This window comes from Chryseobacterium geocarposphaerae (assembly GCF_002797535.1).
Classification (GTDB): domain Bacteria; phylum Bacteroidota; class Bacteroidia; order Flavobacteriales; family Weeksellaceae; genus Chryseobacterium; species Chryseobacterium geocarposphaerae.
Genome location: NZ_PGFD01000001.1, coordinates 1,334,910 through 1,347,295, shown reverse-complemented (window position 1 = coordinate 1,347,295; position 12,386 = coordinate 1,334,910). Strand labels below are relative to the sequence as shown.

The following is a 12,386-nucleotide window of genomic DNA, read 5'->3' as shown; positions in this document are numbered from 1 at the left end:
TCATTAATGATATCATTTAACTTTGCAGACATGGAAAGAGATCAGACCGAAGAACTTAGAGCATTGCAGGATACCCTTTACTTTATTGGAGGAAAGTGGAGAATTCCGGTAATTAATTCAATCTGTAACGGGAACAGGCGTTTTCGTGAAATTGAAAGAAGTATCCCCGGAATTACAACAAGAATGCTTTCAAAAGAATTGAAAGATATGGAACTGAATAAATTGGTAAAACGAACCGTTTACCCGGAAACTCCTGTTTTAATTGAGTATGAACCTACAGAATATTGCAGAACGTTTGGAAACATCATTCAGGAAATGATCAATTGGGGAAGAGAGCACCGAAGAGTGATTGTGGGAGATAGGTAATAGGTAATAGATGCCGATTTAAAATTCAGGTAGTTTTATGATAAACATCCTCTATAATTCCCCTCCCTTGGAGGGATGAAGAAAATTCGTAAGAATTTTTGACGGGGTGGTTCATATAAGTTTAAAAAAGTATGAATCTCCATTCCAAATAAAAAAGCCCCTTTAAAAAGGAGCTTTTCTTTTTTATATCAAAACCGAAAATTAGATTCCGTCGATGATTTCATTTAAAACTGTACTTGGTCTCATGGCTGCATACGTTTTGTAAGTATCCGTTTTGTAGTAACCATCAATATTTTGTGGTTTACCCTGAGCACCGATTAATTCAGCGTTGATCACTTCTTCGTTTTCTTTCATTGCTTCAGCAACAGGAGCGAACTGAGCAGCTAATTCAGCATCAGCAGTTTGGTTTGCCAGTGCTTCTGCCCAATACATTGCCAAGTAGAAGTGAGAACCTCTATTATCGATTTGTCCAACTTTTCTAGCAGGAGATTTATCGGTAGCTAAGAATTTAGCGTTTGCTTCATCCAATGCATCAGCTAAAACCTGAGATTTTGTATTTCCCTGAGTTTGTGCTAAATGCTCTAAAGAAGCCTGAAGTGCTAAGAATTCTCCTAAAGAATCCCATCTTAAATAACCTTCTTCAAGGAACTGCTCAACGTGCTTCGGAGCAGAACCTCCTGCTCCTGTTTCAAATAAACCACCACCGTTCATCAATGGAACGATAGAAAGCATTTTAGCAGAAGTTCCAAGTTCCAGAATTGGGAAAAGGTCAGTTAAATAATCTCTCAATACGTTTCCAGAAACAGAAATCGTATCTTTTCCTTCTCGTGCTCTTCTTAATGTTTCTGTCATTGCATTTTTTACATCAAGAATTCTGATATCTAGGCCGTTTGTATCGTGATCTGCTAAATATTTTTCAACTTTTTTAATGATTTCTCTATCGTGTGCTCTTCCTTTGTCTAACCAGAAAATAGCAGGAGTATCAGAAAGCCTAGCTCTGTTTACTGCTAATTTTACCCAATCCTGAATCGGAGCATCTTTAGTCTGACACATTCTGAAAATATCTCCTTTTTCTACTTTTTGAGAAAGAAGAGCGTTTCCGTTTTCGTCCTGAACCTCAATAGTTCCGTCAGCAGAAGCCTGGAAAGTTTTATCGTGAGAACCATATTCTTCAGCTTTTTGAGCCATTAGACCAACGTTTGGAACAGAGCCCATTGTTGTTGGATCTAATTTTCCGTGCGCTTTCATATCATCAATTACAGCCTGATAGAAACCTGCATAAGAACGATCCGGAATGATTGCTACTGTATCTTCTTCTTTTCCTTCTTTGTTCCACATTTTACCTCCGCCTCTTACCAAAGCAGCCATAGAAGCATCAACGATGATATCAGAAGGAACGTGGAAATTCGTAATTCCTTTATCAGAATTTACCATTGCCACTCTTGGTCCGTTTGCTAAAGCCGCTTCAATATCAGCTTTGATTTCAGCTTCCTGAGCACTTCCTTTGATTTTTTCGAAAAGATCAGCAAGACCATTGTTTGGATTAATATCTAAAGATTTGAACGTTTCAGCATATTTAGTGAAAACGTCTTTGAAGAAGGTTTCTACGACAGCCCCGAAAATAATAGGGTCAGAGATCTTCATCATCGTAGCTTTCAGGTGAGCAGAAAGAAGTACGTTTCTGTTTTTAGCTTCTTCGATAGCTTCCTGTACAAAAGCTTTCAAAGCGTTTAAGTTCATCACAGAAGAATCAATAACTTCTCCAACCTGAAGCGCGGCGAAATCTTTTAATTGAGTTTCAGCACCGTCGTTTCCTTTGAAAACGATTCTATATTTTGTAGCATTTTCTAATGTTGTTGAAGTTTCAGTTCCGTAGAAATCACCTTCATTCATATGGGCAACATCTGTTTTACTGTCAGAAGCCCAGTCACCCATTCTGTGAGGGTTTGCTTTTGCATAGTTTTTAACAGCTTTTGGGGCACGTCTGTCAGAATTTCCTTCTCTTAACACAGGATTTACGGCACTTCCTAACACTTTGGCATATTTAGCCTTAATTGCTTTTTCTTCGTCGTTTTTAGGCTCTGAAGGATAGTTGGGAACTGCAAAACCTTTAGCCTGTAATTCAGCGATTGCTGCGTCCAACTGAGGAACGGATGCCGAAATATTTGGTAATTTGATAATGTTTGCATCAGGTTGAGTAGCCAATTGACCCAATTCAGCCAAAGCATCACCGATTTTCTGATCATCTTTCAAAAATTCAGGGAAGTTGGCTAAAATTCTTCCAGCCAAAGAAATATCCGGAACTGCGATCTCGATATTTGCTGATTTTGTAAAAGCTTTTACAATCGGTAAAAACGAGTGTGTCGCCAACATTGGAGCCTCATCCGTAAGGGTGTAATAGATTTTTGATTTGTCTGACATTATACTGTTATTTATTATTTGATTTTTTTAAGACTCACAAATTTAGTTAAAAATTAAATTTTTAAGACTAATCCTAAATAAGATTTTCCATTTTAAGATTAATTTAACCTTCTGTAAGGTTAAAAAGCCCATCATTTTGATTAAATTTGAAAAACTTAAAAAATAAATTTATGTCAACGACGATTACTTTAAAAGGAAATGAAATACATACAATAGGAAGTCTTCCATCGGTAGGAACAACCATCAGGGATTTTGCTCTGGTAGATTCCGGACTGAACGTGAAAACTCTGGAGAATTTTGACGGAAAGAAAAAAGTATTCAATATTTTTCCGTCTATTGATACAGGAATTTGCGCGGCTTCTGCAAGAAAATTTAATGAAGAAGCTTCGAATTTAGAAAATACTGTTGTAATAAATGTTTCTAAGGACCTGCCTTTTGCTTTAGGCAGATTCTGTGCAGCTGAAGGTTTGAATAATGTAGAAACGCTTTCAGATTTCAGAGGGAGCTTTGGAGATGATTATGAAGTGACCATCACTGATTCTCCAATGCAGGGGCTTTTGAGCCGTGCTGTAATTGTTACCGATGAAAATAATAAAGTGGTTTATACGGAGCAGGTTTCAGAAATTGCACATGAGCCAAATTATGAAGCAGCTTTAGCAGCTTTAAAATAAGATAACAGAAATAAAATTTCTACGATGGTCCTGTGAAAAATTTTCGCAGGACTTTTCTTTGAGCATAAATGATGAACTGTCATTTCGACGAAAGGAGAAATCTGTATTAACATCACAATTGCTGACTCAAATCAATAAAAATTAAAAACAATACGCCTACCTTTACAACATGAAACGTTCCGGAACAGCAGATTTACCTCTACATTACGGCAAGGTACCGCCTTGGCTGTATGAACGTATGTCTATTCTCGGGCTTTCGATCGTTGAGGTTATCCTGATGGATTATGGCAAAGATGAGGTTATCCGTCGCCTTTCAGATCCGTTCTGGTTTCAGAGTTTTGGTGCTGTAATGGGGATGGATTGGCATTCTTCCGGAATTACAACCTCTGTAATGGGAGCTTTGAAAAGATCGGTTAACCCGAATTCTCAGTCTCTTGGACTTTATATTTGTGGAGGAAAAGGCAAATTCTCAAAAGATACTCCTTCGGAATTGATTCAAATTGCAGATAAGACAGGCTTAAACGGGAATGACCTGGTAAGAGCAAGTAAACTTTCTGCAAAAGTTGATAATACGGCTATTCAGGATGGCTATCAACTGTATCTGCATAATTTTATTTTATCCGATACCGGAAGCTGGAGTGTTGTTCAGCAGGGAATGCACGAATCTGACGGAACCGCAAGACGTTACCATTGGCATTCAGAAAACATAAAATCTTTTATTGAAGAACCTCATACGGGAATCAATGGAATTTCAAGAGGTCAGATCTTGAATTTAACCGCTTCTGAAGCTTCAGAAAACAGGAAAGGAATTCTAGAAATTTCCCATACCGATTCTGCCGAAGTTATGCAGGATTTTTCAAGGCTAATTCTTCCTAATCATCATGATGTTCAGGCTTCTGATGTTGATTTGAAACGCCTTGGAGCCCTTTTGTATGTGACAAGAGAACAGCAGCCGCAAAATTTTGAAGACTTATTGATGTTGGAAGGAGTTGGTCCGCGGACGATGCAGTCTTTGGCTTTGGTAAGTGAAGTGATTCACGGAGCGCCTTCAAGGTTCAAGGATCCGGCGAGATTTTCCTTTGCACATGGTGGTAAAGATGGCCATCCTTTTCCTGTTCCGACAAAAGTCTATGACGAAAGTCTTCAGATTATTAAGTCAGGAATTGAAAAATCGAAGCTCGGAAATTCCGATAAATTAAAAACACTGAATAAGCTTCATCAGATTATTGAATCGACAGAAAAAGATTTTACCCCGGATTTTGATATTCAACAGGTTATTGAGGAGGAAAGACAGAATTCATGGCGTTTCGGCGGGAAAACTGTTTTTGGAGACGCGCAGAAACCTTCTCCTCCAAAACCGATACAGCTTTCTTTGTTTTGATTTTTAAAGTTTTTAGTAAACTCTAAACGTTCTATTGTCATTCTGACGAAGGAAGAATCTTTACTTATTTAAAATTTAAAGAAAACACCTTAAATTGTTATTGGGATTCTTCCTTCGTCAGAATGACAAGGTAATTCAATTTGTTTAATTAATTTATAACCATTATAAATAGATTATAGTATTAAAATGTAATGGGTTACATTTGTTTTTGTTGTCGTATTTACTGTTTTGTTTAATATTCTCTTCATCATCTCAGATAAAAATTCTAAATTTAAAACCTTATAAAACATTCGATTTGATGAGCAATAAAGCCTTGGAAATCTGCTATGATTTCCCGTTTTTTCTACAAGAAGAGCTTGAAGAGATATTTCAGTCTCATGAAAAAATATTTTTTCAGAAAGGAGATTTCATCCTGGAAGAAGGAAAAACAGCCAATGAATATTATATTTTAGAGAAAGGTCTTGCTCGTTCATTTGTCAATGATTTTAACGGAAATGAAGTGACAACCCACTTTTTTGTGGAAAATGAAATAATTATTGAAGTTTCTTCATTGTTTCAAAGAATTCCGACACAGGAAAATATTGTATGTATTATGGATTGTGAATGCTGGAAATTTGATTTCGAAACTTTTCAGGAATTATTTCACAAAATCCCGAACCTCAGAGAGTGGGGAAGAGCATGGATGTCTCAACAGCTTTTTGTATACAAGCAGCGTTCGGTAGAGATGTTTACTCTTTCCGCTACAAAACGGTACCTTAATTTATTAGAACAAAAACCTCACGTTATACAATTCGCTCCATTGAAGCAAATTGCTTCCTATTTAGGCGTTACAGACACTTCTTTAAGCCGTATCCGTAAGGAATTGGTTTCCCATCCTAAGAAAATTTAAATCTTGCCTTATGGCAAGTTGATTCTCATTGCGACTTGGTAATTTTGATTTAAAGTTTAACACTTAAAAAAATTACAAAATGAAAATCAATCAAATTTATGTAAACCTTCCGATAAAAGATGTTCAGAAGACGAGAGAATTCTGGACTCAACTTGGGTTTTCAATCAATGAACAATTCTCAGATGAAAAGGCAATTTGTGTAATTATGAAAGAAGATCATATTTATGCAATGTTTTTAAAAGAAGAGTTTTTTCAGACCTTTACCAATAGACCTGTTGCCAAAGGAGATACCACTCAGACACTCCTTGCCATTGGCGTAAACAGCCGTGAAGAAGTAGATGGAATGGTGAAAACAGCTATTGAAAACGGAGGTTCAAAATACAGCGAACCACAAGATCACGGTTGGATGTACCAGAATGCTTTCTCTGATTTGAATGGTCATCAGTGGGAGGTTATGTTTGCGGATATGTCTAAGCTTCCGACAGAATAAATTTCAATTCAAGTAACCCTAAAAAATTACAAAATGAAAGTCAATCAGATTTATGTGAACCTTCCGGTAAAAGATATTGAGAAGACAAAAGAATTCTGGACAAATATCGGATTCTCAATCAACGAACAGATTACTGATGAAAAAGCAGTTTGTGTGATGTTGAATGACAATATCCAGGTGATGTTTTTAACGGAAGAGTTTTTCGAAACTTTTTCAGAAAGACCGGTTCCGAAAGGAGATACAACACAGGTATTGGTAGCTATCGGTTTAGACAGTCACGAAGAAGTGGATCAGGTGGTGAATGCTGCAGTAGCCAACGGAGCTTACCAGCACGAAGAACCGCAGGATCATGGCTGGATGTATCAGAATTCTTTCTGGGATATCAACGGGCATGGCTGGAACGTCATATATGCTGATCCATCTCAAATGCCGGCAGAATAAATTTAAAAACCTGAGTAAACTCAAAAATACCAAATCTAATACTATGAAAAATGATATTGAAATTATTAAGATCCAAATATCGAGCAACTATAAAGTAATTTCGATGAATATTGAAGGGATTACCAATGAGGAAGCTATGATCTTTCCCAATGGTGAAGCCAATTGTCTGAACTGGGTTTTAGGACATTTAATCTACATCAGAAATCCATTGCTGAATATTTTAGGGGAAGAACCAGTTTGGAACAGTGAAAAATTTTCCTGCTACAACAGGGGTGAAATTCCTTTAGAAAGAAAAGATGAGTTTGTTTCTTTCGATGAACTTAAATCTTATTTAAAAGTATCCCAGGGCAGATTGGAATCCAAGCTTAATATTATAGATAGCTTTAATTCTGAACACATTAAAGATATTTCTACTCTTTGCTTTCACGAGATTTATCACGGTGGGCAATTAGGATATTTAAGAAGAATTCTGGGAAAGCCAGGGGCAATCAAATAATACAGCAACTAATAAAAATCAAACAAAATGGATACTCCGAAATCTAAAAAATTAGATATTATAATTCCTGCCTATCGGGGGCACAGCCAGACTTTCTTGCTGGTTCTTGACGGGATTTCTGAAGAAGACGCTTTAAAAAGAATTGAAGGAAGAACCAATCATATTATCTGGATGGTTGGGAATTTTCTGGATATGCGTTATGGACTTGGATTTGTTCTCGGCCTTACCGAAGAATTTGAATATAAAGATTTTTTCTTTCAGGGGAAAGCACTGGATGAAAGCTTTAATTACCCGACTTTACGGGAATTGAAAGAAGAATTTCATAAAATTTCACCTTTAGTGTATCAAAAACTGTTGGAAGCAACAGATGAAGAATTAGATAAGGCTTTTCCTATGGGAATGAATATCGATTTTTTCCCGGAAACGGTGTTGAATTTCGTAGGAATGTGCATTGGCCGCGAAGACTATTTATGCGGACAAATCGGATTAATGCGAAGAATTCTTGGATATGAAGGAATGAAATATGATTTTGACAAAGACTTGAAATATTAAATCAATGAAGCCTGTAGATAAAGGATATAAAAAAGTGAACGGAATCAGAATGTATTACGAAATATATGGTTCCGGAAAACCCTTAGTATTGATTCATGGCGGAGGTTCTTCAATCTTGTTCGATTATAAGGAAATTATTTTAAGGCTGGAAAACCAGTTTCAATTAATCGGAATTGATCTTCAAAATCACGGAATGAGTGAGCATCGTGATATTCCTGAAACTTTTGAACAGGATGCACATGACGTTGCAGCTCTTCTGAAAGAGATCAACATCGAAAAAGCTTCATTTTGGGGGTTCAGTAATGGCGGAAGCACAGTAATGCAAATTGCTCATCTTTATCCGGAAATAGTTGAAAAACTTATCGTAGCATCTGCACTTTTCAAAAGAAGTGGCATGATGGATGGTTTTTTCGAGAGTATGGAGGAGGTAACATTAGGTTCGATGCCGGAACCTTTAAAAATTAATTTCCTGAACTTGAATCCTGACTTTTCAGCACTTGAAAATATGTTTAATAAGGACAGCGGAAGAATGAAATCTTTTCAAGACTGGAACGAAAATATTCTGAAAGGAATAACATCTCCGACTTTGTTTATATCGGGAGATAAAGACGTGATAAAACCTGAACATGTGGTCGAAATGTGGCGTTTGGTGGAAGGCTCTCAGTTGATGATTCTCCCCGCTACTCACGGTTCCTATATGATGGCTGACTTTAGCGGAAATGTTGATGGAAAATTGATTGATTTTACAGTAAGTGAAGTTGAAAAATTTTTAAATTAAAAATCATAATTATTTAATAAGAGATAATTGTCGTCCTGTCATTCTGAACGAAACGGAGTGTAGTGAAGAATCTCTTCTTGAATACTTAAGACTCTTTGAACTACGTTCGCATCCTTTCAGGCTGTGTCAGAATGACAAATGAATTGTATAAGAATCAACACTTCGCTGAGTGAAACGCCTTAGCGAACAAAAAAAATCAAAAATTTAAAGAAAACCTTTGCGCTCTTTTGCGTTAAGAATAAGCCAATACTTTACTCACAACGACTAAAAAACTAAAAAAAATAGAAATCATGGCTAAATTAAATCCTTATCTAAATTTTGACGGGAAAGCGGAAGAAGCTTTCAATTTTTACAAATCTGTTTTCGGGGGCGAATTTCTAGGAGAGGTTCACAAAATGGGAAATGCTCCGGGAACTGAAAACCTGTCAGACGAAGAAAAAAATAGAGTAATGCACATTGCCCTTCCGATTGGAGGAGATCTGTTAATGGCATCAGATATTGTCCCGAGTTTCGGACAGAAGCTGAATGTAGGAAACAATAATTACGTTTCCATTTTCCCGGAATCCAGAGAAGAAGCGGACAGACTTTTCAAAGGACTTTCAGAAGGCGGAAATATTGAAATGCCTATTGAAGACCAGTTTTGGGGAGACTATTTCGGTAGCTTTCAGGATAAATATGGTGTTCATTGGATGGTGAATTATAGCGAAGGATACGCAAAATAACCTTATCTTTAAACTAAATTATATATAAGAGGGTAACTGTTTTGGGTTGCCCTTTTCCTGACCACAAAAAAATAAATTTATATGGAACCTATTAAAATTGATATTACTATTCTTGCCCCTGTACAGAAGGTTTGGAATTACTATAACGATCCTAAACATATCACCAAATGGAATTTTGCGCACGAATCCTGGCAATGTCCAAGCTCTGAAAATGATCTGAGAGTGGGTGGAAAATTCAAAAACAGAATGGAAGCGAAAGACGGAAGCTTCGGATTTGATTTTGAAGGAGTTTATGATGAAGTTATACCTGATCAGAAAATAAAATACCACATGGAAGATGGGAGAAATGTTGATATAGCTTTCAATAAAATTGATGAAAACACAACGAAAGTTAACATTAGTTTTGATCCTGAAAAGCAGAATTCAGTGGAAATGCAGAGAGATGGTTGGTATGCAATTCTGGATAAGTTCCACAAGTATGTAGAAAATCATTAACAAAAAACTTTTCAGAATCATGATAAATTTAGTAATAATGGCAAAATGTTTAAGCTCCATTTGCGCTGTTAATCATGTTGTGGAAAGTGATTTTTTAAAAGGAATTATTCCTGCGCCTGCAAGAAGAGCTTTAGGAAAAGAAAAAATAGATTCTCTGGAAAAACTTTCCGGCTATTCCGAGACAGAGATCATGCAGCTGCATGGTTTTGGGAAAAATTCAATGGAAAAGCTTAAGAATTATATGAAAGAAAATAATCTTTCTTTTAATGAGAATTAAAAACCAACTTAAAATTTAAAATTATGAATAACGATATTTTTCCGTGTCTTTGGTACGACGGAGATGCAAAAGAATCCGCAGACTTTTATTGTAAAGTTTTTGACGGGAAAATTACTGCAGATACTCCTGTTGTTATGAATATAGAGATTTTCGGACAAAAATTAATGCTTCTGAACGGCGGGCCTCATTTTACAAAAAATGCTTCCGTTTCTTTTATGGTCATTTGTGATACCGAAGCTGAAGTTCAAAAATACTGGGATCAGCTTCTGGAAGACGGAATGGCTTTGATGCCTTTAGACTCTTATTCGTGGAGTAAAAAGTATGGGTGGGTACGGGATAAATATGGAGTGACATGGCAGATTTTCTTAGGAGAGAAAGCCAGCGAGCAAAAAGTGGTTCCTACCTTAATGTTCATCCATGAAAATAATGGAAAGGCCATGGAAGCTATGGAATTATATACAGGTATTTTCCCTAATTCTAAGATCGGAAATATCTTGAGATACGGAGAAGGAAATGAAGGACATCCGACTCCGGAACCTGCTGAAAATATTCAGCATGCTCACTTTGAAATTGACGGCTACAGCTTCTTCTGCATGGATAATTCATATGATCACCAATTCGATTTCAATGAAGGTATTTCGATGGTTGTAATGACCGATAATCAGGAGCAGACAGATCAATACTGGAATTCTCTGATTGCTAACGGAGGAAGAGAAAGTATGTGTGGATGGCTGAAAGACCGATTTGGTTTCAGCTGGCAGATTGTTCCTAAAAGGCTAATCCGGTTAATGAGCGATCCGGATCAGGAAAAAGCTCAGAAAGTAGTGCAGGCGATGATGAAAATGCAGAAAATCATGATTGCAGATTTAGAAAATGCCTATAATTCTTAGAGAAATGACTTTCAGTTTTCGGCTTGTTGTTTGATGTAGTATAAAACGGATTTGTTACGAAAAAGGAGGTAAATTAATCTAAAAATATTTGAACAATGGAAAAACTGGTTTTTGAAATACAAATAAATGCATCTCCTGAAAAAGTATGGAGTGTACTTTGGGACGATATTTCGTATAGACAGTGGACGACAGCTTTTGCAGAAGGTTCCTTTTACCAGGGGACTTTAGAAGAGGGAAACATTATCAAATTCTTAGATCCCAATAACAACGGAATGTTTAGCCGTGTAGAAAAAAACATTCCCGCAAAAGAAATTAAATTCCTGCATCTTGGAGAAATTTATAGTGGAGTAGAAGCTCCTCAGGATTGGGGAGAAGCGACGGAAGCCTACATTCTGGAAGAAAATGATGAAGGTACCAAACTGAAAAGTGAAATTCAGACACCGGCAGAATTTAAAGGCTTCTTTGAGGACAAATTTCCGAAAGCTTTAGGGATTGTGAAGAATCTTTCTGAAAATCAACTTTAAAGTTTAATCATTTAAATTTAAAATATGGAAACTTTATCTTACGAAAAAATAATCGATGCCTCGAAAGAGAAAGTTTGGGATATTCTTTGGGGCACAGAAACATACAGCGAGTGGACCCGGTTTTTCAGTCCGGGCAGTATCATGAAAACCGATTGGAAAGTAGGAGGAAAAACCTATTTCCTGAATTCAGAAGGAGAAGGGATGGTTTCTACAATCGACAGCCTTGAAAAACCTGACCAGATTATCTTTAAGCATTTGGGAATGGTTGATAAAGAAGGAAACGAAGATCTTCACAGCAAGGAAGTAATGGAGTGGAGCGGTTGTTTCGAGAAATATATTTTAATCGATTTTGGGGATAAAACCAAACTTCATGTTGAGGTTCAGGTAGAAAAAGAATGGCGGGATCATCTGAATACAGGATTTATAAAAGGACTGGAAGTGGTGAAAGACCTTGCTGAAAAATAAAGAAGTATGAAGCTATTAACAATTCTTTTTGCCACATTTCTTCTGGTTTTGCTGGGAACCAAGATTTTTCAGGGAAGCTGGAACTTTTTATTTTCCGGAAATCTAGGAATGGCGGTTTTTATCATCTTTACAGGGCTTTCCCATTTTAAATTTCAGAAAGGAATGGCGATGATGATTCCTGAATTTATTCCTGCTAAAATGTTTTGGGTATACTTTACCGGAATTATTGAAATTGCAGCCGGAGTTGGACTGATGATTCCCTCGATACGTGAAATTACGGCAGTTTTACTGATTGTTTTCTATGTATTGGTTTTCGTAGCTAATATCAATGCTTCAAAGAAAAAGATCAATATCTTTAAAGCCGATTACACAAGGCCGGGAATGAATTATCTATATCGAGAAAGAATCCTAATGCAGCTTATTTTAATAAGCTGGACCTGGTATTTTGGAATCTATTTGGCTTAGTTTAAAAACAATTACAATATTTACCCCGGAAGTTAGCTTCCGGGGTTTTATATAAATATTATT

The 12,386-nt window shown here is 36.6% G+C and carries 17 protein-coding genes; 16 read left to right on the top strand and 1 reads right to left on the bottom strand.

Annotated features, from left to right (window positions below):
• Nucleotides 1–30: 30 nt before the first annotated feature.
• Nucleotides 31–366 (top strand): winged helix-turn-helix transcriptional regulator, encoded by a 336-nt coding sequence (locus CLV73_RS05925; protein ID WP_100377001.1) that lies wholly within the window; start codon nt 31–33, stop codon nt 364–366.
• Between the two features lie 201 nt (nt 367–567).
• On the opposite strand, the gene CLV73_RS05920 is transcribed toward CLV73_RS05925, so the two are convergent.
• Entirely contained in the window at nt 568–2,787 is a 2,220-nt protein-coding gene (locus tag CLV73_RS05920; protein WP_100375929.1) for an NADP-dependent isocitrate dehydrogenase, read from the bottom strand.
• A gap of 170 nt (nt 2,788–2,957) precedes the next feature.
• Between CLV73_RS05920 and tpx the strand changes: the two genes are divergently transcribed.
• The 15 genes from tpx (at nt 2,958) to CLV73_RS05845 (ending at nt 12,323) form a co-directional block, all read left to right on the top strand.
• Nucleotides 2,958–3,458, top strand: coding sequence for a thiol peroxidase (gene tpx / locus CLV73_RS05915; protein ID WP_100375928.1), 501 nt, complete (start codon nt 2,958–2,960; stop codon nt 3,456–3,458).
• Between the two features lie 169 nt (nt 3,459–3,627).
• Nucleotides 3,628–4,839, top strand: a complete 1,212-nt coding sequence (locus CLV73_RS05910; protein WP_100375927.1) for a DUF763 domain-containing protein — start codon at nt 3,628–3,630, stop codon at nt 4,837–4,839.
• A 298-nt stretch (nt 4,840–5,137) separates the two neighbouring features.
• Nucleotides 5,138–5,728: a Crp/Fnr family transcriptional regulator gene (locus CLV73_RS05905; protein WP_100375926.1), complete on the top strand. Its 591-nt coding sequence runs from the start codon at nt 5,138–5,140 to the stop codon at nt 5,726–5,728.
• A gap of 79 nt (nt 5,729–5,807) precedes the next feature.
• Nucleotides 5,808–6,218 carry a VOC family protein gene (locus CLV73_RS05900; protein WP_100375925.1) on the top strand — a complete coding sequence of 137 codons (411 nt, stop codon included), beginning with the start codon at nt 5,808–5,810 and terminating at the stop codon, nt 6,216–6,218.
• A 33-nt stretch (nt 6,219–6,251) separates the two neighbouring features.
• Complete coding sequence (locus tag CLV73_RS05895) at nt 6,252–6,659, top strand: VOC family protein (RefSeq protein ID WP_100375924.1); 408 nt, start codon at nt 6,252–6,254, stop codon at nt 6,657–6,659.
• Between the two features lie 43 nt (nt 6,660–6,702).
• On the top strand, nt 6,703–7,155 hold the full coding sequence (locus tag CLV73_RS05890) for a hypothetical protein (protein ID WP_100375923.1): 453 nt from the start codon (nt 6,703–6,705) through the stop codon (nt 7,153–7,155).
• Between the two features lie 27 nt (nt 7,156–7,182).
• Complete coding sequence (locus tag CLV73_RS05885) at nt 7,183–7,707, top strand: DinB family protein (RefSeq protein WP_100375922.1); 525 nt, start codon at nt 7,183–7,185, stop codon at nt 7,705–7,707.
• Between the two features lie 4 nt (nt 7,708–7,711).
• Nucleotides 7,712–8,485, top strand: coding sequence for an alpha/beta fold hydrolase (locus tag CLV73_RS05880; RefSeq protein ID WP_100375921.1), 774 nt, complete (start codon nt 7,712–7,714; stop codon nt 8,483–8,485).
• 290 nt (nt 8,486–8,775) lie between these two features.
• Complete coding sequence (locus CLV73_RS05875; RefSeq protein ID WP_100375920.1) at nt 8,776–9,207, top strand: VOC family protein; 432 nt, start codon at nt 8,776–8,778, stop codon at nt 9,205–9,207.
• 81 nt (nt 9,208–9,288) lie between these two features.
• Nucleotides 9,289–9,702: an SRPBCC family protein gene (locus CLV73_RS05870; RefSeq protein ID WP_100375919.1), complete on the top strand. Its 414-nt coding sequence runs from the start codon at nt 9,289–9,291 to the stop codon at nt 9,700–9,702.
• Nucleotides 9,703–9,739: 37 nt separating this feature from the next.
• Nucleotides 9,740–9,979 carry a helix-hairpin-helix domain-containing protein gene (locus CLV73_RS05865; protein WP_228424255.1) on the top strand — a complete coding sequence of 80 codons (240 nt, stop codon included), beginning with the start codon at nt 9,740–9,742 and terminating at the stop codon, nt 9,977–9,979.
• Nucleotides 9,980–10,002: 23 nt separating this feature from the next.
• Nucleotides 10,003–10,869: a VOC family protein gene (locus CLV73_RS05860; protein WP_100375917.1), complete on the top strand. Its 867-nt coding sequence runs from the start codon at nt 10,003–10,005 to the stop codon at nt 10,867–10,869.
• 95 nt (nt 10,870–10,964) lie between these two features.
• Nucleotides 10,965–11,393 (top strand): SRPBCC family protein, encoded by a 429-nt coding sequence (locus tag CLV73_RS05855; protein ID WP_100375916.1) that lies wholly within the window; start codon nt 10,965–10,967, stop codon nt 11,391–11,393.
• A 24-nt stretch (nt 11,394–11,417) separates the two neighbouring features.
• A complete protein-coding gene (locus tag CLV73_RS05850) occupies nt 11,418–11,858 on the top strand; it encodes an SRPBCC family protein (protein WP_100375915.1) in 441 nt (146 codons plus the stop codon).
• A gap of 6 nt (nt 11,859–11,864) precedes the next feature.
• Nucleotides 11,865–12,323, top strand: coding sequence for a DoxX family protein (locus tag CLV73_RS05845; RefSeq protein WP_100375914.1), 459 nt, complete (start codon nt 11,865–11,867; stop codon nt 12,321–12,323).
• Nucleotides 12,324–12,386: the final 63 nt, after the last annotated feature.